Consider the following 20,217-nt stretch of genomic DNA (forward strand, 5'->3'; position numbering starts at 1 on the left):
CACGGCCCGCATGAATGGGCTGCGGATGGGACGAGCCGTGGTAGTGGCCTTATACAGGCCATCCTTCCCTTATACCTTCGGCCATTTGTCGGAGCAATGCTTCGGAGCCCTTCGTAATGTCGTTGTTTGTCTGGGAGCAAATGCTCCCTGAGGGATGTCATCGTTTGGAATGCAAGTAACCGTTAAAGCCCAATGAGGCGGCGGTAGATCGTCAATGCGAATCTTTATTGAGACCGTTGATATTCTTTCGTTGAAAACGTTGCCTTCGTCATCGATGAGGAAGAGTCCCGGCTGGATATTGTCGATACGCATGACTGCCTTACGCCGCTGCCGGCTCCAGCCGCACGCCCGATGCCGACGTCATGCCCCTGCGCGGGGCAATGCTTGCAAACCGACACGAAAACAAGGAAAGGCCAAAGCCCATGGAGTCGCAAATACAAACGCCCCGCGGCACGCGGTTTGAGGCATCCTTCCCCATGCTAGAATCGCCCGCATTCCTTCCCTGCTGCGGGCCAGAAAAAACATGGCAAGACCGGCGGCTTCGGCCGAACGCAACGATGCTCAATCCGAAAGCCGGCGCAAGTACGATCCCGAGCAGACCAAGCGCAATATCCTCGAAGTCGCGACCGCCGAGTTCTCGGCGATGGGTCTCGCCGGCGCGCGTGTAGACGCGATCGCCGAGCGCACCAATACCACCAAGCGCATGCTGTACTACTACTTCGGCAGCAAGGAAGGGTTGTACGAAGCGGTGCTCGACAAGGTCTACGGCGACATCCGCGCGCTCGAACTGGACCTGCACATCGACGAACTGGACCCCACGGAAGGCCTGCGGCGTCTCGTCGAATTCACCTTCGACTATCACGACCGCCATCGCGACTTCGTGCGCCTCGTGACCATCGAGAACATTCACGGCGCAAAGTACATCGAGCGCCTGAAGACCTTCCGCAGCCGCAACGCCAGCGCGATCCGCACGATCGAGGACCTGCTTGCGCGCGGGGTGGCGAGCGGCGCGTTCCGCGACGACATCGATCCCATCGATCTGCACCTGCTCATCAGCTCGATGTGCTTTCACCGTGTAGGCAACCGCCACACGTTCGGCGCCGCGTTCGGGCGCGACCCGTCGCATCCGCGCCTGCGCGCGCGCCATCGCGAGATGATCGTCGATGCGACGCTGCGCTTTGTGAAGAAGTAAGGCGGCCCGAAAGACGCGGCCGCCCTGGCCGCTTCGCGCGCGCCGGGTCGATGCGTGACGCATTGGTCAAGGCGTGCCCGCCTGCCCGCACAGCGCCGCGCAGTGCTGCCAAAACGCCCCGGCGAACGCTACAAATTCATCTCCAAAAGCCCGGCGAGCCCCGTTCTGCGCGGCTGTCAGCTAGCGTTGCTTGTCCCAAAAAAGTGCGCAAACGCATTACACTACGGCGGACAAGGCCGCCGCTCGCGGCCTCGCCCTGCGCAGCCGCGCCCTGCCTCGCCGGCAGGGGCGGTGCGCCGGTCCACGCCACCGGAGAGTCCCAAGCGCAATGAGCACAGCCATGCCCCGTTCCGGCCAAGCCGGCCTGCCGCGACAGACTCAGGGTCGTTACACCCTCGGCACGCGCATTGTCCTCAGCTTTGGCTTGCTGTTCGTGCTGATGCTCGCAATGGCCGCCATCTCCTGGGATCGCCTGCGCGCCATCGACAGCGAGGCGATGAGCCTCACGCACGATTCGGTGCCCGGGCTGTTCTACGCGACCTCGTTGCGCGCGGCGGCCAACCAGACTTACAACCTCGTGGAGCGCGCGGCCTTCGTCGATGCCGATCCGCAGAGCATTGCGCGCGATGTTGCCGCGCTGCCCACGGCGATGGCGCAGGTGGACGAGAACGCGCGGCAGTACGAGCGCTCGCTCTTTCGGGCGGACGACCGCGAGCGCTTTCAGCGCTTTCGCGACGCCTACGCGCGCTATCTGCCGATGGCGAAGGCCGTGGCAAGCCAGCTGAGCGCATCGCGCCCGGCAGCGCAGGCCGCGTTCATGCAAATCGGGCCGGCGTGGCAGGAAGTGCTCGCCACGGCCAATGCGCTCGTCGAGGAGAACCGTCAGCAGGCCGACGAATCCGCGCAGACCATTCGCAGTTCAGTCACGGGCACGGAAATCACGCTCGCGACGGCGCTCGGCGTCGTGCTGATCGCCGCGCTCGCCACGGGGTACGCGCTTTATCGCGCGATCACGGTGCCGATGGCGCGGCTCGTGGAGGTGCACGACTCCATGCGCACCGGCAACCTTTCGCAGCGCCTCGCGTTGAACCGCGGCGACGAATTCGGCGTGCTGGAGGACGGCTTCAACCGCATGAGCGACGAACTGGCGAGCCTCGTGGCCCAGGCGCAGAAGTCGTCGCTGCAGGTCACGACCTCCGTGGCCGAAGTGGCCGCGACCTCGAAGGAGCAGCAGGCCACGGCGAGCGAGACGGCGGCCACCACGACCGAGATCGGCGCGACCTCGCGCGAGATCTATGCCACGGCGCGTGACCTCGTGCGGACCATGAGCGAGGTGGCGACGGTGGCCGAGCAGTCGGCCGGGCTCGCCAGCACGAGCCAGAGCGGCCTCACGCACATGGAAGACACCATGCGCAGCGTGATGGAAGCCGCGGGCTCGGTGAACGCGAAGCTCGCCATCCTCAACGAGAAGGCTGTGAGCATCAATCAAGTCGTGGCGACGATCACGAAGGTGGCCGACCAGACCAACCTGCTTTCGCTAAACGCGGCGATCGAAGCGGAGAAGGCGGGCGAGTACGGGCGCGGCTTCTCCGTGGTCGCCACCGAGATCCGGCGTCTCGCCGACCAGACGGCGGTGGCGACCTACGACATCGAGCAGACCGTGAAGGAGATTCAGTCGGCGGTGTCGGCGGGCGTGATGGGCATGGACAAGTTCGCGGAAGAAGTCCGGCGCGGCATGCACGATGTGCAGGCCGTGGGCGCCCAGCTTTCGCAGATCATCGGCGCGGTGCAGACGCTCGCGCCGCGCTTCCAGGTCGTGAACGACGGCATGCAGGCGCAGGCCACGAGCGCCGAGCAGATCACCCAGGCGCTCACGCAGCTTTCCGAGGCCGCCCAGCAGACGGCGGAGTCGCTGCGCCAGTCGTCGCAGGCCATCGACAATCTCACGCTCGTCGCCAACGAACTGCGCACCGGCGTGTCGCGGTTCAGGATCGAGGCGTGACGCGGGAGCGGTGATGCTCTTCCTGGTGTTCGAACTGGACGGCGAACGTTACGCGCTCGATGCCCGCGAGATCGCGCACGTGCTGCCGTTGGCTCCCGTGCGCGCGTTTCCGGGCACGCCCGCGTATATCGCCGGCGTGATCGACTACGAGGGCGCGGCCGTGCCCGTGGTCGATCTGCCGATGCTCGCGCTCGGGCGGCCCGCGCGCGCGCTCATGTCCACGCGGCTCGTGCTCGTGTACGACCGTGGCGATGACGCCGGCGCGGCTGCATGCGCGCCGCCGCGTCGCCTCGCGTTGCTGCTCGAAAGCGCGACGCGCACGCAGTCGATCGCGCCCGAGCGTTTCGCCGAAGGCGGCATCGCGACGCCCGAGGCGCGCTGGCTCGGCCCCGTCGCGTCCGACGAGCGCGGTTTCGTGCAGTGGGTGAAAGTCGCCCATCTGCTCGATGCGCGCGTGCGTGCGCTGCTCTTTCCCGATCCGCCTTCGTGGCAAGGCGCGCCATGAGACAGGCCGACCCGCGCTTCGCCGCCTGGCTGCTCGAAGAAACCGGCATCGACGCCGAATCGCTGGGCGCCAATGCGCTCGCGCGCGCGGTGGGCGCACGGGCGGCGGTGACGGTCGAGGTCGAGGCGGATCTGCATCCTGCCGAGACGCGCAAGGAGTGGATGAGCGGCGCCGTGCTGCCCGAATGGGCGCGCGAAGCGTACTGGCAGCGTCTCACGACCACGCCTGCCGAGCGCCTGGCGCTGATCGACGCGCTCGTGGTGCCCGAGACCTGGTTTTTTCGCGAGCGCGAGGCCTTCGCCGCGCTCGCGCGCCTGGGTGCGAAGCGGCTGGCCGCGCAGCCGGGTGACGTGCTGCGCGTGCTGAGCGCGCCGTGCTCGAGCGGCGAGGAGCCGTACTCGGCGGTCATGGCGCTGCTCGATGCGGGGCTGACGCAGGAGCAGTTCGCCATCGACGCGATCGACATCAGCGGGCAGTCCATTGCGGCGGCCGCGCGCGGCGTGTACGGCCGCAATGCGTTTCGCGGCGACGGCCTCGCGTTTCGCGAGCGCTACTTCGAGGCGACGCCCGACGGATGGCGTATCGCCGCGTCGGTGCGGCGCGCCGTGACGTTCGAGCGCGCGAACCTGTTCGAATGGCTCGCACCGCACCCCGTGCGCTACGACTTCATTTTCTGCCGCAACGTGCTGATCTATTTCGAGCGCGCCGCGCAGGACCGCGCAATCGACCTCCTGCGTGCGCGCCTCACGGCGGGCGGCATGATCTTCGTCGGACCGGCGGAAACAGGGCTGATGATGCGCCATGAGATGGTGTCCGCCTATATTCCGCTCGCGTTCGGTTTTCGTACGCCTGAACCCGGCGCCACGGCGGATCATCATCCGGCGAGCCCGGCGGCAGCGGTACCGCCTGCGCTCACGCCACTGCCGGTGATCGCGGCTACGGCAGCGGCGCCGGCTTTCGGCAGCGCACCGGTGTTCACGCCGCTGGACGCGCCTGTGGCCGCGGCGGCGCGCCGACCCGCACCGCCGCAGCTTTCGCTGCGGCCCTTGCACGGTGCGCCGGCACCACGCGCCGCCGCCGTGGTGCGCGCGCCGGCTTCGGGCGCGCTGTCCACCGGGTCCACGCCTGAAGCGGCGCTCGCCGACGCGCGGCGCCTGGCCGATGCAGGCGCGCTCGACGAGGCCGAACGCCTCGCCGCGCAAGCGGCGAAGGCGCTGGCGCAGAACGCGGACACCTGGTACCTGTTAGCCCTGATCGCCGATGCGCAGGGCCGTCCCGCCGAAGCCCTCGCGCACTATCGCAAGGCCATCTATCTGGAGCCTTCGCACTACGAAGCGCTCACGCATCTGGCTGCGCTGCTCGAAGTGCAGGGCGACGGCGAGGGTGCGCGCCGTCTGATGCGCCGAGCGAAGCGCGCGGCGCAGGAAATGGCACGGCGCGGCGCAGCGAATGCAGGAGGCACGTATGCCTGAGCGCGACTTCACGGAGGACCTGGTGCTCGCCGCACAACCGCCCGACCCGTGCTGGAAAACCATCGGCACGCTCGGCGACAACTCGTGCCCGCGCCTCGAAACGTGCGTGCGTTGCCTGAATTGCCCGGTTTTCGAAGACGCGGCGGCGCGCATGCTCGACCGGCCCGCGCCGCTTGCGTCATCGGCGCTTGCGCCCGAACGCGTGCCTGAGTCCGCCGGCCCGCGGACGCGCCACGAAGGCTCGCTCGTGTTTCGCGTGGGCGCCGAATGGCTCGCGCTGCCCGCTACAGCGCTGCGCCAGGTGGACGAAGCGCGGACCATCCACACGTTGCCGCACCGGCGCAGCGCCGCCGTGCTGGGCGTTGTGAACGTGCGCGGCGTGCTCACGCTCGCGGTATCGCTGGCGGCGCTCCTGCATATCGAAGCGGCCACGGCAGGCGTGCAAGCGCGTGCTGCCACGCCGCGGCTGCTCGTGACCGAATGGGCGGGCGCGACGACGGCGTTTCCCGTCGACGCCGTGGAGGGCGTAACGAGCTTCGGCGCCGACGCGCTCCTGCCTGCGCCGGCCACGCTCGCGCAATCGGCCGGGCGGCATGTGCGCGGCGTGACGCACTGGCGCGGGCGTTCGGTGGGCGTGCTCGACGCCGACATGCTATTCGATGCACTTGCAAGGAGTTTGCGATGAGCGACGACGAACTGAGCCGCCGCTCGCTTCTCGACCTATTCCATGAGGAGGCAGCGGCGCAGACGCGCACGCTATCCGCGGGCCTGCTCGCGCTCGAATCCGCTCCCGAGGATGCCTCGACGCTCGAAGCCTGCATGCGCGCCACGCACTCGCTCAAGGGCGCGGCGCGCATTGTCGGACTGCCGGAGGCGGTCGAGGTGGCGAGCGCGATGGAGGATTGCTTCGTGGCCGCGCAGCGCGGCGAGTTGCGCATCGACGCGGCGCGCATCGATGCGCTGCTCGTCGGCATCGACTTGCTGATCGCGGCGGGCGACGTCTCGGCACCGCCGCTTTCGCGCGAGGCGGTCGAGGCGTTCGTTGCGCGCCTGCAGGGCGTAGTTCTGCCAGGCGCGGACGCCGCTGCCGCGAGCGTGCGTGTCCCCGAGGCCGACGACCTCGCCGCTCTGGCGGCGTCGCTGCGTCTACCCGAGCCGCAGCCCGAGACGCAGCGTGAAGCCGCGGCGTCCGCCGACGTTGAACCTGCCGCACTGGCGCGACCCTCGCAGCCACGTTCAGCCGACGCCGAGCGCATGCTGCGCGTGCGCGCCGGGACGCTCGATCGCTTGCTCGGTTTCGCAGGCGAATCGCTGGTGGAGTCGCGCCGTATGCGGCCGTTCGCCGACGGTCTCTTGCGCACGCGCCGCGCGCAGGGCGACGTGCTCGCGGCATTGGGACAGTTCCAGGAACGCCACGCCGATGCGCTCGACGCCGACGCACGCGTCGCGCTTGCCGGCATTCGCAATGCGCTGGCGTCGCTGGATCATCAGCTATCCGAACGATTCGACGACATCGACCGTATCGACCGGCGCGGCACGCAACTCGCGCAGAGCCTCTACGACGAGGCGCTGCAATGCCGCATGCGGCCATTCGGCGATGCCGCGCACACGTATCCGCGCGTGGTGCGCGACCTTGCGCGCTCGCTCGGCAAGCGCGTGCGCTTCGCGATTGTCGGCGAGTCGACGCAGGTCGATCGCGACATCCTCGAAATGCTCGACGCGCCGCTCGGCCACTTGCTGCGCAATGCGCTCGATCACGGTATCGAGGACCCCGAAACAAGACGGCGCGCTGGCAAGCCCGAAGAGGCGAGCCTGACGCTCGAAGCGCGTCATAGCGCGGGCAAGCTGCTGATCGCCGTGGCCGACGACGGCGCGGGCATCGATCTCGACGCACTGCGCACGAACATCGTCGCGCGCTCGCTCGCGCAGCGCGAGGCCGTTGCCGCGATGTCCGACGCCGAGTTGTTCGACTTCCTGCTGCTGCCTGGCTTCTCGCTGCGCGACACCGTGACCGACGTGTCGGGCCGCGGCGTAGGCCTCGACGCCGTGCAGAACTTCGCGAAGGCCGTGCGCGGCACGGTGCGCATCGAAAGCGCGGCGGGGCAGGGCACGCGCTTCGTGCTGCAGTTGCCACTCACGCTCTCGGTGGTGCGCAGCCTGATCGTCGAGGTCGCGGGCGAAGCCTATGGGTTCCCACTCGCGCACGTGCGCCGTGCGCTCAGCGTGCCGCGCAGCACGATCGAGATGCTCGAAGGCCAACAGCACATTGCTTTCGAAGGGCGGCCCGTGGGACTCGTGACCGCGCGTCAACTGCTCGGTGCAGGCGCCGAACCCACGGCCACGGAAGACCTGAACGTGGTGCTGGTGGGCAGCGAAACGGGCCTTTATGGCGTGGCCGTGGACCGCTTCGCAGGCGAGCGCACGCTCGCCGTGCAGCCGCTCGACGCGCGTCTGGGCAAGGTGCGCAACGTGTCGGCCGCGGCGTTGCTCGACGACGGCGAGGTCGCGCTGATCGTCGACGTGGAGGACATCGTGACATCGGTTGGGCGTCTCGTGCGCGACGGTCAACTCGCGGGCGTCGCGCGCGGCGGGGCACAAGACGGGGCGCGCGCACGCAAGCGCATTCTCGTTGTCGAGGACTCCTTGACGGTGCGTGAGCTGGAGCGCAAGCTGCTCGAAAAGCGCGGCTATGATGTGACTGTGGCGGTGGACGGCATGGACGGCTGGAACACCTTGCGCAACGCGCACTTCGACCTTGTGATCACCGACGTCGACATGCCGCGCATGGACGGCATCGAACTCGTCACGATGATCAAGAGCGACGCGATGCATCGCAACGTGCCAGTGATGATCGTCTCGTACAAGGATCGTGAAGACGACCGGCGGCGCGGCCTCGACGCGGGCGCCGACTACTATCTGACCAAGGGCAGCTTCCACGACGAAGCGCTGCTCGACGCCGTACACGACCTGATCGGGGAGTCGACAGGATGAAAATCGGTATCGCCAACGACATGCCGCTCGCAGTCGAGGCGCTGCGTCAGGCCATCGCGACGCGGCCAGGCCATCGCGTGCTGTGGGTGGCGGCAAACGGCGAGGAAGCCGTGCAGTTCTGCGCGGCCCAAGTGCCCGACGTGATCCTCATGGATCTCGTGATGCCGAAACTAGACGGCGTGGAGGCCACGCGGCAGATCATGGCGCGCTCGCCGTGCCCCATTTTGATCGTGACGAGCAGCGTGGGTGCGAACGCCTGGCGCGTCTACGAGGCGATGGGCGCGGGCGCGCTCGATGCCGTGGACACGCCCACGCTCGCCGGGCCCGATACGCGCCGCACGATGGACCTGTTGCTCGCGAAGATCGAGCAGATCGGGCGCGTGTCCGGCGCGCTCGATTTCACCGCGCGCGCGCCGGCCGCAGCAGTGCCAGGCATGCCGAAGGCGCCGCTCGTCGCGATCGGTGCCTCGGCGGGCGGACCCGGCGCGCTCGCCGCCGTGCTCGGCGCGCTGCCCGCCAGTTTCGGCGCGAGCATCGTGATCGTGCAGCACGTAGACCAGTCGTTCGCCGCGGGCATGGCCGCCTGGCTCGACGGCCAGACACCGCTCACGGTGCGCATTGCGCTCGAAGGCGAGCAGCCCGCGCCCGGTTGCGTGCTGCTCGCCGCGACCAACGATCATCTGCGCATGACAGCCGGCGGCAAGCTGGCTTACACTCGCGAGCCGGCCGACACACCGTACCGTCCCTCCGTCGATACGTTTTTTCACAGCCTCGTCGAGCGCTGGACGGGCGAGGCGATTGGCGTGCTGCTCACCGGCATGGGACGTGACGGCGCCATCGGCCTGAAGGCGATGCGCGCCAAGGGCTGGCACACCATCGCCCAGGACGAGGCGACCAGCGCCGTGTACGGCATGCCGAAGGCGGCGGCGGCGCTTTTCGCCGCGCGCGCGATCCTGCCGCTTGGCGCCATTGCCCCCGAGCTTGCGAGCCGGGTGAAATCACCGCATCAATCTGCCGGCTAAACGCCAGCCATCACGAGACGCGACCGACATCATGACCGAGAAGTCCACTCTTCCAACCAGCGCAAACGTTGCCGATAGCACGGGCCTCGAGACGGCCCTTGATGCTGCCCTCGACCCCAGCAGCGCCGACGACGCCTCGCTCGCCGTCGCGCTGGAGGCCGTGCGCAGCGCGCTGGAGCAACCGCTGCCCGCCGCCGACATGCCGATGATGGTGCTGCTGGTGGACGACCAGGCGATCGTGGCCGAGGCCGTGCGCCGCTCGCTCGCGAGCGAGCGCGAGATCGACTTCCACTATTGCGCGCATCCCGACCAGGCCGTGCGCACCGCCGAGGAAGTGCGCCCGACCGTGATCCTGCAGGACCTCGTGATGCCGGGCACCGACGGCCTCACGCTCGTGCGCGCCTATCGCGCGAACGAAGCGACGCGCGACGTGCCGATCATCGTGCTCTCCACCAAGGAGGAGCCCGCCATCAAGAGCGCGGCGTTCGCCTCGGGCGCGAACGACTACCTCGTCAAGCTGCCGGACAGCGTCGAGCTGATCGCACGCGTGAAATATCATTCGCGATCCTACGTAAACATGCTCCAGCGCGACGAGGCGTATCGCGCGTTGCGCCGCTCGCAGCAAGAACTGCTCCGCGCGAACCTCGAACTGCGCCGCCTCACGCATTCGGATGGCCTCACGGGTCTCTCGAACCGGCGTTATCTCGACGAATTCCTGAGCGCCGAGTGGAAACGCGCGGAACGCGAGCGCACCGAGGTGTCACTGCTGATGATCGACGTGGACTACTTCAAACCCTATAACGACACCTACGGCCACGTGTCGGGCGACAACGTGCTGCGCTCGGTGGCGACGACGATCCGTCGCGAAATACGTCAGCCGCGCGACCTCGTGGCGCGCTTCGGCGGCGAGGAGTTCGCAGTTGTCTTGCCGGGCACGGGCAGCGCGGGCGCGCGGCTGCTCGCCGAGAAAATGCGCCGCGACGTTGCGGGGCTCGCTCTGCCGCACGTGGGCTCCGCCGTGAGCGAGCACCTCACGATCAGCGTTGGCGTGGCCACGCTCACGCCCGCGCCGGGACTCGCGGAAACGGCGCTGATCGAGGAAGCCGACGCCGCGCTCTACCGGGCCAAGCGCGATGGGCGTAATCGCGTGGCGTTTTCCACGCAGGTCTCCGGGCGCGAGTAGAGCGTCGAGGTTTAACGCGGCGTCCAGTCATACATCAGGATTTTGGCGCGCGCATCGTCCTCCACGAGCACCACGTAATCGCCGTTATCACGCTGCGCCGCGCTCATGCCCATATAAATGTCCACCCATCCGCTCGTGCTGCCCACGTCCGCACCGGGTGTCATCGAGCCGACGATCTGACCGCTGCGCGCGTCGTACACGTCGATTTTCTGCGTGTATAGCTCAGCGATGAACACGTAGTTCCCGGCCACGGCGATCCCCACCGTCGTCACTTGCGGACTGCTGCTCGTGTTCCAGGGCAACGACGCTTGCCACGTAAGCGTGGGCGAACCGCTCGACCAGTTGTCATAACGCGCGAGCACAGGCCCCGCTTCCTTCCAGTGCGAGGCATCCCACGCAATGTCCGCGGTGAAGCCGGTGATGTACATCGTGTCGGTTTCGGCCACATAGACGATACGCGCAATGCGGTTGAACGGCGTCGGCATCGGGAACATCTTCGACGATGCATAGGTGTACTGGGGATTGCCGTGCGCGTCGAGCCCTTGCATCGGCATCTCGCGGATACCCGAAAGCGGCGTGGCGAGCCACACGTTGCCGGGCGTGTCCACCCACCAGTAGCCGTTGCCGACAGTCGCGCCCGTCGAGGGGTTCGACGTGATCTCGCTGGCATCCACATGGCCGTCGCCGTTCGCGTCGCGCCACATCCATTCGCCGTAGGTCGGTTGACCGGCGGGCCAGTCGCCCGGCATCGGATTCTGGGCGAGCAAGCCCGAGGGAATCGCGATTTCGCCATCGGTTGCGGGCGAGAAGCGGTAGATGTTCAGGTAGCGCGCGTACTGGTCGAGCGTGTAGAGGAACCGCCGGCCATCGAAACGGCGCACCATCGGCGAGCCGCGCACGCCGCGCGTGGAATGGAGCGCAGGATCGTCGGGATAAGTGAAGCGGTCGAGCGTGAAGCCCGCATAGGTCCATTGCTTGCCAGGCGCCTGGCGGTAGTCGAGCGTGAAGCGTTTCGAGCCGGTAAAGACGTTTGCGGTATTGGCCGGGTCGAAGGCAGCGGCATCGACGAAAGTGAGGCCGTAGAGGCGCCAGGCCAGCGAGCGCGCGCCCATCGCATAGCTTTCGAGCACCGCTCCCTGGCCTACGAGCGCGGTGCCGTAAGGCCGTGGCCCCTGGCCGTTCTGCGCGACGTACAGATTGCCCGCCTGGTCGTAGCCGATGCTCGTGATGCCGTTAAAGCGCCAGTCGCCGGGCTTGCCCTCCACGACGTGGAAGATGCCCTGGCGCGTGCCGAGCGTGCCCGCTGCCGCCATCTGGCCGTTCGGCGTGCGCGTGTAGAGCAGGATCTGCTGCGTGGGTCCGTTGTCGGCAATCGAGAGTTGGCCGGATGGCGCGAAAGCGAGGTCGGTGGGCACCGTGCCCGCGGGCAGCACGGGCGCATCGTTGAGCGCGGTGCCGTCCGTGCGGTAGTGGCCGATGCTAGGGCCGCTCGCGTCCTGCAAGCCCTGAATCAGCCACAGCGTGCCGTCGCTCGCGAGCGCAATGCGCCCCGGCGAGGGCACGGTGAACGAACGCAGTTGACGCATGGTCTGCGCGTCGTAGACCACGATGCGGTTGTCTGCGGTATCGGCAACGTACAACTGCGTATCGGTGGACGCGAGGCCGCGCACGGCGCCGTCGCTGCCGCTCGGCGCGGCGAGCACGCGCAGGAAGCTGTTTTTGGTCGCGTTCGCGCTGTTGCCAATGCCGCTCGCGAACGGCGCGCCCTGCGTTACGTCCGAGCGCAGACGGCGCGTCACGCCGAACCACGTCTGGTTTGCAGGCGGATAGTCCGCGCCCACAAGGCCGTTGCCCTCGTTGCCGATCGACATCGCGGCATACACGTAGGTGCTGTTCGCCGCGATGGCGTCGCCGCCCGCATTGCCCCAGCCGTGCGTGTTGCCGGCCACGGCGAGTTTGTCGCCGCCGCGGTAGACGCCGATCTCGCTACCGCTTTCGTCCCAAGGCGCGTTTGCGTAGACGGTGCCGTCGGGCGCGACGGCAATCGCCTCTACGTCCTGCTGCATCCACTTGCCGTCGCCGAAACCGAAGCTGTTGCCGATCCAGGACGTTGTGTAGTTGAGCGCGCTTTGCGCGACGGCTGGTTGAATCGCGAGACCTTGCAGCGCAAATGACAAGGCGATGAAGCGAGCAGCATTTTTCACTTGAATTCCCGTAAATCACGAACTTGCCGGAGGGTGTACGGCTGTTGGGCGTGATGCTCGCATGGGCGTTTAAGGAAATAATTCAAATATTATTCAATGCGGGTAATGTGGCGTTTTTTTATGCGGATGCGATGAATGAGCGGTCCGCGCGGCGCAAAATCGCTCGAGCACAGTGCAAAAAGGGAATTTCGTCGCCCGGAGGAATAATCCGCGCCCGCCGCGTGTTAGTCCCCGCATCGCCACCCAATCAGCATTGAATCAAGATCATGAAGTTTCGCGGGCCGCTCGACGAGCCGCCAGTTTCCGAAGCCGATATCCAGGCCTATAGCGACGGCACGCTCGCCGGCGCGCGGGTGGCGCACGTGCGCCGCTACCTCGCGGGCAAGCCTGGCGAATGGCATCGCATCCTGTTCTATCGGCGCCTGAACGCCCAGATCCGCGATGCCTACCCGGCGCCGGCGGCGCAGACGGCGCACTCGCGCACCGCTCCCGCCCGAGGCAGGCGGGTGTCGCGCTACGCTCTCGCTCTCGCGGCCGCCCTCGTGTTGGCGGTTGGCGCATGGGGGTGGATCGCCGTGACGCAGCCGTCGCAGCAAGTGCTGAACAACGCCGCGGTCATGGCCCTGATGGAGGCCGAAAACGCGCAGCCCGAGGCGCTGGAAGCAGGCGCGGCGCGTGCGCCGTTCGATTTCGGCGCGGCCGGCCTGCACTTTCTCGGCGGCGGTGAAGTGCGGGTTGGCGCGTTCGCGAGTGCGCAACGTTATGTCTACGAGAACAGCCAGGGCGAGCGCGTGGTGCTGCTCGCGAGCCGCGCCTGGCTGGCGGGCGCGGCGCCCCAATGGAGCGCGCACCGCGCGGGTCCGCTGAGGCTCCTGATGTGGCGCGAACGCGGCACGCGCTGGGTGCTCGCGGGCAGCGCGCAAACGCGCGGCTTGATGCACGCAGCGGACCTCGCGACACTCGCCACGCCGCCGGCGCGCGAGGGCGAAGGATCGTGAACCCGCCCGGCGATGCAAATCGCGCAATGACCTTTGCAGCAATCCAGGATGAAACATGGACATCCGTGACGAGCTGATAGAACACGTGCCGCGCCTGCGACGCTACGCGCGCGCGCTGATCAACAATCGCGAGCTCGCCGACGACCTCGTGCAGGACACGCTCGAACGCGCGATCGCCCGCACGGAGCTGTTTCGTCCGGGTACCGACCTGCGCGCCTGGCTTTTCACGATCATGCACAACATCTTTGTGAACCAGGTGCGCAAGTCGGCGGCGCGCGGCGCGCACGTTTCCGTCGACGACGAAAGCGTGCCCGAAACCGATTACGCCGTGCCCGCCACGCAAACGGGCGCGCTCGAAGTGCGCGATCTGGATTTCGCGCTGCAGCGCCTGCCCGTGGAGCAGCGCGAAGTGGTGCTTTTGGTGGGGCTGGAGGAAATGAGTTACGCCGATGTCGCATTGGCGCTCGACATACCGATCGGTACGGTCATGTCGCGTCTGTCGAGGGGACGTGAGCGCCTGCGCGCGCTCATGGCCGGTTCCGTCCCGCGTGCGAATCTGAAGGTGGTGCGATGAGCGATCAACAAAATCCCGTCACGCAGGACGAGATCCACGCCTACGTGGACGGCACGCTTTCCGAGGCGCGCCGCGCCGATGTGGAGCGCGAGCTCGAGCGCAATCCCGAGCTTGCCGCGCGCGCGAGCGACTTCTTCGCGCTCAACAACCTGCTGCACGAGCGTTACGACCGCGTGCTCAACGAGCCGCTGCCCGCGCGCCTGCGCGTGGCCGCGCCTGAGCCGCAGGCGCAAACGGTGCGAAACACCCGGCAGGCGGCGAACTGGCCGCGCTTCGCGAGTCTCGCGGCGACGCTCCTGCTGGGCGTGGGAATCGGCTGGGGCGTGCACTACGGCATGGGCGGCATGAGCGGCGCGGGCGCACCCGCAGGCGCGGCCGGCGGCGGCGAGCTGCGCGCGGTGAGCGCGGACAGCTCCATGCGCTTCGCACAGCAAGCGGCGCTCGCGCACGTGGTCTACATGCCGACGGTGGCGCGGCCCGCCACGATGGACGACAGTCAGGAGCAGGACTTCGTGAAGTGGCTCGCCAACCGGCTCGGCACCAACGTTCGCGCGCCGATGCTCTCGAAGAGCGGCTTCGAGCTTTCGGGCGGGCGCTTGTTACCGGCCGACGACGGCGGCGAAGTCGCGCAGTTCATGTATCACAACGCGCAAGGCGAGCGCGTGACGCTGTGTATCTCGCACCGCAAGACGAGCGCCAACACCACCGCGTTCAAGCTGTATCAGGATGGACCGGTGAATGTGTTCTATTGGGTGGACGGAGATTTCGGGTACGCGCTTTCCGGCGGTATCGACCGTAAGGCGCTGCTGCAGCTCTCGCATGACGTTTATGCGCAATTGACGCAGCAGTGAGCGCGCCGGGCGCGGGCACGGCGGCTCGTGGGGCCGCCGCGCCGCGCTTGTGACCCGGGCTTCACCCGAGCTTCACCTAACCTTCACAGCAACAAAGCTGCGCGCGTTATTGCGCTGAATCAGCAGCGACATGCTCTTCGTCGCCTTTGCTTCGAGCGCGGTGGCTTGCTCCTGCGTTTCGATCAGCGTGCCGTCGAGCGACAGTACGACGTCGCCAGCCCGCACGCCCGCGCTCGCGGCCGGGCCAGTCGAGGCTTCCACCATCAAACCGAGCGGCAGGTCGGTCGAGCGCTTTTCCTCTTCGCTCAGTGCGTGCGCGATGAGGCCGAGGCGGTCCGCGGCATGGCGCGGCGCCTGCGCGGTGACGGGTTGGGCGAGCGGGGCGCCGGTGTCCGTCATCACTGCCTTGACGGCGCGCACGTTAGCCGGCGGCGTCTTGCTTGCCGGAGCCTCGACGGCGGCCGCGACTGGCGCGTCGGTCTTTTCCGCCGCCTGTGCGACTTCGGTCGCTCGTGCCGCCGTTGCCCCTTCTGCCCCGGCTGCCGCCGCAGGCGCATCCTCCGCCTTGCCATCGAACGCGGTGTTCGAGAAGCCGGTCACCGCTGGCTGCCGGTTGCGGATCACCTTGAGCGGGGCAGGCGTGGCGGGCGGTACGGCAGCGAGCGCGGCGGCGAGCGTCGCGGCCCGGTCGACGGGTTTGGTGCCGATCTGCACGATCACGTCGCCGGTTCGGATGCCCGCTTTGCCGATGGGCGAGGCCGGATCGACGGCGTCGACGAGCGCGCCGCCCGCGTGCGGCAAGCCGAGTGCCGCCGCGAGCCCGGGGCTCACATCTTCGATCTGCATGCCGAAGGTGCGGATCGTGCCGCCATTGCCCGCGCCTGTGCCGTTTGCCGCGTTCGCCGCATTGGCGCTGCCGGGGGGCGCCGCCTTGCGCGCCTGCAACTGGGCGCGGAACTGGTTGGCGGCGTCGATCGGAATCGCGAAGGTCAGGCCTTGGTAGCGGCCGCCGTCCGCGTAAATCTGCACGTCGATGCCGATCACCTCGCCCGCGCGATTGAAGATCGGGCCGCCGGAGTTGTCGGGGTTGACCGCCACGTCAGTCTGGAGGAACGGGAACGGCTTGCCGTCGGGCAGCGTGCGAGAAGTCGCGCTGAGGATGCCCGTCGTCACGGTGTTCTGATAGCTGTCCGGCGACCCGATTGAGAGCACCGGTTCGCCGGCATGCACCTTCGCCGTATCGGCGAGCTTCACGAACGGCAGATCGTGAGCGTCGATCTGCAGCACGGCAACGTCGCTTTGCGGGTCGACGGCGACCACCTCCGCCTTGAACTCGCGCTTGTCCGTGAGCCGCACGGTCACCTGCTCGGCGTTGTCGACGACATGCGCCGTGGTGAGCACGACGCCATCGGGGCTGACGATGAACCCGGAGCCCGCGCCCGTCATGACGCGCGGCCCGCTCGCGTCGGCGTCGGACGCCGGCTTCGGCGCGCGCTTGAAGAACGCGAAGAAAGGATCGTCGGCGTCGATGGCCTCCTGCTCGGGCTGCGCGGACGGGTCGTCGTCGCTGTGCGCGATCACGTGCACGACGGCGGGGCCGTAGCGCTCGGCGAGCGAGAAGAAGTCGGGTGTGGCGGCCGCCGGCGCGGATGTCTCTGCGGCGGCCTTCTGCGCGGCTGCCGTGTCGCTAGCCGCCTTGTCGTTGGCGGCCTTATCGTTAGCGGCCTTATCGGCGGCGGCTTTGCTGTTGGCGGTTTTGTTGGCGGGCGGCTTGGTGGAGGCCGGAGGCGGCGTTGTCGCGTTCGCCGCGTAACAGAAAGCGCTGACAAGCGCGAGGGCAAGCGCGGCCGCGGGGCGCGAAGTGCGGGCGAAGTTCAGGCGGAGCACAGCACACCTCCCAGTGATGATCGTGCTGGCGGGCGGCACGCGAACGCGGATAGCAAACGAATGCCGACGCACATAGTGTAGTCACGTCGCGAGGCAATTGGGGGGCAGGGTTTGTCCTGTAGCGCACGCAATTCGGCATGCCGGCGTGACGGTGCATGCGCGGAGCATCGAAGACGGCGGGTGGCTGACGTTGCGGCTGGCCAGGACGCTTGAGAGCGGGAGGGGCGGCGGCGAGACAAGCGCGCGCGATGCCCCGCTCGTCGCGAGCGGGGCGTTCGACTGTGGGAGGGGGGCGGCTAGCGGGAGGCGGCGATCGCTTTCAACTACCCGAATACAGGTTGCAGAAACTCACCGGCCCGACGCACGCCGTGCGGCGCGCCGGCGTCGCTCGTGCCCTGCATGGGCGCGCCCATGCCGCTGGGTTGCTGCTGTTGCTGCTGTGCCTTCGCATGAGCGACTTGCTGCGCGAATACAGGGCTCACATCGGGATACGAGCTATCGGTTACGAATTGCGAGCCGTTGGCCTGCGCTTCGATCAATTGTTCGCGCACCTGGGCACGCGTGAGTCCTTGCGCGGACGCGGTGGATACAGCGCCGATGGAAGCAATCACGACGAGCAAGGCGAAAAGCGGGCGGCGGTTAGTCATTTCGAACTCCTGATTAAATGGCATGGTTCGGCGACCGGCTGGAGCATGGTCGCATCAACGGAGACTGCACTGGGTATACCGCCGCGGGTGAGTTGCTATTCCCGTAGAGTTGTAACGGCGCGGTGTTTTTCTACGTGAGCTGTACCTGGAGCCAATGCGGCAGGCCCGCGCCGATCAGGCTGACGCCAACGAGCGCAAGCGCGCCGGCAAGGAGAAGAACGAGCGGACTGACCCGCGTTCTGAGCAGCACGCAAAGCGACACGACGGCAATCGCCTTCGCGGGCAGGCCGCCGTTCAGCGATTTGAGCAGCACCCAGCCCGCCGCGAGCATCATGCCGGCCGCGATGGGACGCAGGCCGCGCTCGAGCGCCAACTGCCACGCCGCGCCCTGATAGCGGCCCCAGATATGCGTGACGCCGTAGATGAGGAAGCCCGTTGGCAGCAAGAGCGCTGCGGTCGCCACGAGCGCGCCCCAGAAACCGGCCACCTGCCAGCCGATCAGTGTGACGAGCAGCGAGCCCGGGCCCGGCGCCATGCGCGAAATCGCGAAGTCGGCGGCGAATTGCGAATGCGTCATCCATGGATGCACTTCCACGACCTGGCGCTGAATCTCCGCGACGATCGCCTGGCCGCCGCCGATCGTCACCAGCGAAAGTGGCGCGAAAATGGCGGCTAGCTGACCGAGCAGGCGTGCCTTCATCGCGCACCCCGGCGGATCGCCACGTATTCGTAGAGCACGCTCACCGCGCCGCCCGTCACGACCACCCACACCAGCGACAAACGCAGAATGCCGATTGCAAGAAACGTCGCCGCCATGAGCAGCAGCGGCAGCCCTTGCCGCCGCACGCGTCGCGCGGTGACGACACCCATCGACAGCGACAGTCCTGTGGCCGCCGCAGCGGCGCCAGCGATCAGAATCTGCGTGAGCGGATGGAAGATGAGCGCGCCGACCACGCTGCCAATCACGATGATCAGACACGCGGGCGGCACGACGATACCGGTTACGGCCACGGCGGCGCCACGCCAGCCCAGCAGCCGATGCCCGATCCAGATCGCCATGTTCTTGACGTTGATGCCGGGCAGCGCCTGCGAGATGGCGAGCCCGTTGAGGAAGTCCTCTTCGCTGATCCAGTTGCGATCCTGAACGAATTCGCGCAACAGCCAGCCGCTCAAGCCGCCGCCAAAGCTCGTCAAGCCAATGCGGCTGAATATCAGAAAGAGTCCGAACAGCGTGGGGCGCGGCGGGGCGTTTGGCGGGGAAGCAGTCACGGGAATGGTGGAAAGCGGGTCATGCCGAACAGTTCGGCGATCGTCGCGTGCGGCCTTTCTTTCCGGTTTCAGCGCGACTGAGTCTGTCTTTTACCGGTATTTGAATGGGCAGCGCGGCAACGGTGGCCGAAATTATAGCGCCGTGACACTTGTGACGCTTAAGCGGTCAGCGGCGGGCTGTCATGCAAAATTCAGCGCGAGGTCAGGGCCGCTATGATGGTTGGACTCGCAGCGACTCGATCGCTGTAAAGCGCTGTCCGCCGCGTGGCTCCTGGCGTGACGTGAACAAAACGCCTTGTCGCCATTGCTCATGCCCAGGAAAAAGACCAGCGTCTGGCTCAAAGGTCTCGAACTGCTCACCCGCATGAGCGCACCGCGACCGAAGAAAAAGGCCGCAGCACGCAAAGTGGCGCCCGCGAAGGTCGCGAAGGCCGCGAAGGTCGCGAGGCCGGTAGCCAAACCGAAGCGCGCCGGGAAGGCGCACGTGGGGCGTGCGCAACCGTTGGGCACGGGCGGCAGGTGGATCCGCTCCTATCATTCCGCGCCGCCCAGGGCCGGCCATCTAGTCAATCACCTCGCGTATGCGCTCTATCTGCCCGCCGGCGCGGTTAGCGCCGCGGGCCTGCCGCTCGTGGTTATGCTGCACGGCTGCAAGCAGACGGCAGAGTCGTTCGCCGCCGGCACGCGGGTTTGCCGGTTGGCGGATCGGTCAGGTTTTGCCGTGCTGCTGCCCGAGCAGGCAAAAACGGCGCACGCACAGCGGTGCTGGCACTGGCACGGCGATCATGCGCAGTCGGAGGCCCCAGCGGTGGCCTCCCTCGTCGACGCGATCGTGCGCGAGCACGGATTCGATCGCGAGCGCGTCTACCTGGCGGGCATCTCGGCGGGGGCGGGGCTCGCGTCCGTGCTCGCCATGCGCTATCCGGGGCGCTTCGCGGCCGTCGGTCTGCACTCCGGACCGGTATTCGGCGCGGCCACCTCGACGATGAGCGCGATGAACGTCATGCGTCACGGTAGCCGCGAAGAGCCGGTGCATCTCGTCGATGCCGCGCTCGACGTCGCCGTGCATCCCGGTATGCCCACCTTCATCGTGCAAGGCGAAATCGACGCGGTCGTGGCGACGCGCAACGCGATGCAACTCGGCATGCAGTTCGCGCGTGTCAACCGGCTGCTCGACACGCAAGGCGAATTGCGCATTGGCGAGATACGGACCTATAGCCGCGACGCGGTGGCGTACACGGACTATGTCAAGGCGGGCAGGCTCGTCGTGCGGGTGTGTGTCGTTCGAGGGCTCGGGCACGCATGGAGCGGCGGCGACCCACGCGAACCGTTTCATTCGGATCGAGGTCCCGACGCGATGTCGATGATGTGGCAGTTCTTCCGGCGGCAACGGCGAAGCGCAGCAGGTGAAATGGCGTGA

Annotated in this window: 17 protein-coding genes; 12 read left to right on the top strand and 5 right to left on the bottom strand. The window is 67.5% G+C overall.

Features of this window, described 5'->3' with window-relative positions; genetic code table 11:
* Positions 1-523: 523 nt before the first annotated feature.
* From JMY28_RS36735 to JMY28_RS36770, 8 genes are all read left to right on the top strand, one after another.
* Complete coding sequence (locus tag JMY28_RS36735) at positions 524-1,192, top strand: TetR/AcrR family transcriptional regulator (RefSeq protein ID WP_201700785.1); 669 nt, start codon at positions 524-526, stop codon at positions 1,190-1,192.
* A gap of 328 nt (positions 1,193-1,520) precedes the next feature.
* The gene (locus JMY28_RS36740; protein WP_201700786.1) at positions 1,521-3,194 is read left to right on the top strand and encodes a methyl-accepting chemotaxis protein; all 1,674 of its coding nucleotides are present in this window, start codon (positions 1,521-1,523) and stop codon (positions 3,192-3,194) included.
* Positions 3,195-3,207: 13 nt separating this feature from the next.
* Complete coding sequence (locus tag JMY28_RS36745; RefSeq protein WP_201700787.1) at positions 3,208-3,699, top strand: chemotaxis protein CheW; 492 nt, start codon at positions 3,208-3,210, stop codon at positions 3,697-3,699.
* Entirely contained in the window at positions 3,696-5,171 is a 1,476-nt protein-coding gene (locus JMY28_RS36750; RefSeq protein ID WP_201700788.1) for a CheR family methyltransferase, read from the top strand. The genes JMY28_RS36745 and JMY28_RS36750 overlap by 4 nt, the downstream gene beginning before the upstream one ends.
* Complete coding sequence (locus JMY28_RS36755) at positions 5,164-5,856, top strand: chemotaxis protein CheW (RefSeq protein WP_201700789.1); 693 nt, start codon at positions 5,164-5,166, stop codon at positions 5,854-5,856. Before JMY28_RS36750 ends, JMY28_RS36755 begins: the two co-directional genes overlap by 8 nt.
* Positions 5,853-8,162 carry a hybrid sensor histidine kinase/response regulator gene (locus JMY28_RS36760; protein ID WP_201700790.1) on the top strand — a complete coding sequence of 770 codons (2,310 nt, stop codon included), beginning with the start codon at positions 5,853-5,855 and terminating at the stop codon, positions 8,160-8,162. Before JMY28_RS36755 ends, JMY28_RS36760 begins: the two co-directional genes overlap by 4 nt.
* Complete coding sequence (cheB, locus tag JMY28_RS36765; RefSeq protein WP_201700791.1) at positions 8,159-9,184, top strand: chemotaxis response regulator protein-glutamate methylesterase; 1,026 nt, start codon at positions 8,159-8,161, stop codon at positions 9,182-9,184. The genes JMY28_RS36760 and cheB overlap by 4 nt, the downstream gene beginning before the upstream one ends.
* Before the next feature lie 199 nt (positions 9,185-9,383).
* Entirely contained in the window at positions 9,384-10,367 is a 984-nt protein-coding gene (locus JMY28_RS36770; RefSeq protein ID WP_236597211.1) for a diguanylate cyclase, read from the top strand.
* An 11-nt stretch (positions 10,368-10,378) separates the two neighbouring features.
* Here JMY28_RS36770 and JMY28_RS36775 read toward each other — a convergent pair whose 3' ends face one another.
* Positions 10,379-12,433, bottom strand: a complete 2,055-nt coding sequence (locus JMY28_RS36775) for an NHL repeat-containing protein (protein WP_236597212.1) — start codon at positions 12,431-12,433, stop codon at positions 10,379-10,381.
* Positions 12,434-12,837: 404 nt separating this feature from the next.
* Between JMY28_RS36775 and JMY28_RS36780 the strand changes: the two genes are divergently transcribed.
* The 3 genes from JMY28_RS36780 to JMY28_RS36790 are packed head-to-tail and all read left to right on the top strand — an operon-like array spanning position 12,838 to position 14,994.
* On the top strand, positions 12,838-13,569 hold the full coding sequence (locus tag JMY28_RS36780) for an anti-sigma factor (RefSeq protein WP_201700793.1): 732 nt from the start codon (positions 12,838-12,840) through the stop codon (positions 13,567-13,569).
* A 55-nt stretch (positions 13,570-13,624) separates the two neighbouring features.
* Positions 13,625-14,143, top strand: coding sequence for a sigma-70 family RNA polymerase sigma factor (locus JMY28_RS36785; protein WP_201700794.1), 519 nt, complete (start codon positions 13,625-13,627; stop codon positions 14,141-14,143).
* Complete coding sequence (locus JMY28_RS36790) at positions 14,140-14,994, top strand: anti-sigma factor family protein (RefSeq protein ID WP_201700795.1); 855 nt, start codon at positions 14,140-14,142, stop codon at positions 14,992-14,994. The genes JMY28_RS36785 and JMY28_RS36790 overlap by 4 nt, the downstream gene beginning before the upstream one ends.
* Before the next feature lie 72 nt (positions 14,995-15,066).
* Here JMY28_RS36790 and JMY28_RS36795 read toward each other — a convergent pair whose 3' ends face one another.
* The 4 genes from JMY28_RS36795 to JMY28_RS36810 all read right to left on the bottom strand — a co-directional run bounded on the left by JMY28_RS36795 (position 15,067) and on the right by JMY28_RS36810 (position 18,797).
* A complete protein-coding gene (locus tag JMY28_RS36795; protein ID WP_201700796.1) occupies positions 15,067-16,881 on the bottom strand; it encodes a trypsin-like peptidase domain-containing protein in 1,815 nt (604 codons plus the stop codon).
* Between the two features lie 323 nt (positions 16,882-17,204).
* Positions 17,205-17,528, bottom strand: coding sequence for a DUF4148 domain-containing protein (locus tag JMY28_RS36800; protein ID WP_407945579.1), 324 nt, complete (start codon positions 17,526-17,528; stop codon positions 17,205-17,207).
* A 130-nt stretch (positions 17,529-17,658) separates the two neighbouring features.
* Complete coding sequence (locus tag JMY28_RS36805) at positions 17,659-18,228, bottom strand: chromate transporter (protein WP_201700797.1); 570 nt, start codon at positions 18,226-18,228, stop codon at positions 17,659-17,661.
* On the bottom strand, positions 18,225-18,797 hold the full coding sequence (locus JMY28_RS36810; protein ID WP_201700798.1) for a chromate transporter: 573 nt from the start codon (positions 18,795-18,797) through the stop codon (positions 18,225-18,227). Before JMY28_RS36810 ends, JMY28_RS36805 begins: the two co-directional genes overlap by 4 nt.
* Before the next feature lie 310 nt (positions 18,798-19,107).
* Here JMY28_RS36810 and JMY28_RS36815 point away from each other — a divergent pair, with 310 nt between their 5' ends.
* Positions 19,108-20,217 (top strand): extracellular catalytic domain type 1 short-chain-length polyhydroxyalkanoate depolymerase, encoded by a 1,110-nt coding sequence (locus JMY28_RS36815; protein WP_201700799.1) that lies wholly within the window; start codon positions 19,108-19,110, stop codon positions 20,215-20,217.

Source organism: Paraburkholderia hiiakae, from assembly GCF_904848665.1.
In the GTDB taxonomy this organism is placed as follows: domain Bacteria; phylum Pseudomonadota; class Gammaproteobacteria; order Burkholderiales; family Burkholderiaceae; genus Paraburkholderia; species Paraburkholderia hiiakae.

Bases quoted from the DNA above. Each gene is read 5' to 3' on its own strand.
- JMY28_RS36740 (WP_201700786.1), top strand. From the start codon at position 1,521: ATGAGCACAGCCATGCCCCGTTCCGGCCAAGCCGGCCTGCCGCGACAG.
- JMY28_RS36785 (WP_201700794.1), top strand. From the start codon at position 13,625: ATGGACATCCGTGACGAGCTGATAGAACACGTGCCGCGCCTGCGACGC.
- JMY28_RS36805 (WP_201700797.1), bottom strand. From the start codon at position 18,228: ATGAAGGCACGCCTGCTCGGTCAGCTAGCCGCCATTTTCGCGCCACTT.
- JMY28_RS36755 (WP_201700789.1), top strand. From the start codon at position 5,164: ATGCCTGAGCGCGACTTCACGGAGGACCTGGTGCTCGCCGCACAACCG.
- JMY28_RS36750 (WP_201700788.1), top strand. From the start codon at position 3,696: ATGAGACAGGCCGACCCGCGCTTCGCCGCCTGGCTGCTCGAAGAAACC.
- JMY28_RS36745 (WP_201700787.1), top strand. From the start codon at position 3,208: ATGCTCTTCCTGGTGTTCGAACTGGACGGCGAACGTTACGCGCTCGAT.
- JMY28_RS36735 (WP_201700785.1), top strand. From the start codon at position 524: ATGGCAAGACCGGCGGCTTCGGCCGAACGCAACGATGCTCAATCCGAA.
- JMY28_RS36775 (WP_236597212.1), bottom strand. From the start codon at position 12,433: ATGCAGCAGGACGTAGAGGCGATTGCCGTCGCGCCCGACGGCACCGTC.
- JMY28_RS36815 (WP_201700799.1), top strand. From the start codon at position 19,108: ATGCCCAGGAAAAAGACCAGCGTCTGGCTCAAAGGTCTCGAACTGCTC.
- JMY28_RS36770 (WP_236597211.1), top strand. From the start codon at position 9,384: ATGCCGATGATGGTGCTGCTGGTGGACGACCAGGCGATCGTGGCCGAG.
- JMY28_RS36800 (WP_407945579.1), bottom strand. From the start codon at position 17,528: ATGACTAACCGCCGCCCGCTTTTCGCCTTGCTCGTCGTGATTGCTTCC.
- JMY28_RS36790 (WP_201700795.1), top strand. From the start codon at position 14,140: ATGAGCGATCAACAAAATCCCGTCACGCAGGACGAGATCCACGCCTAC.
- JMY28_RS36760 (WP_201700790.1), top strand. From the start codon at position 5,853: ATGAGCGACGACGAACTGAGCCGCCGCTCGCTTCTCGACCTATTCCAT.
- cheB (WP_201700791.1), top strand. From the start codon at position 8,159: ATGAAAATCGGTATCGCCAACGACATGCCGCTCGCAGTCGAGGCGCTG.
- JMY28_RS36780 (WP_201700793.1), top strand. From the start codon at position 12,838: ATGAAGTTTCGCGGGCCGCTCGACGAGCCGCCAGTTTCCGAAGCCGAT.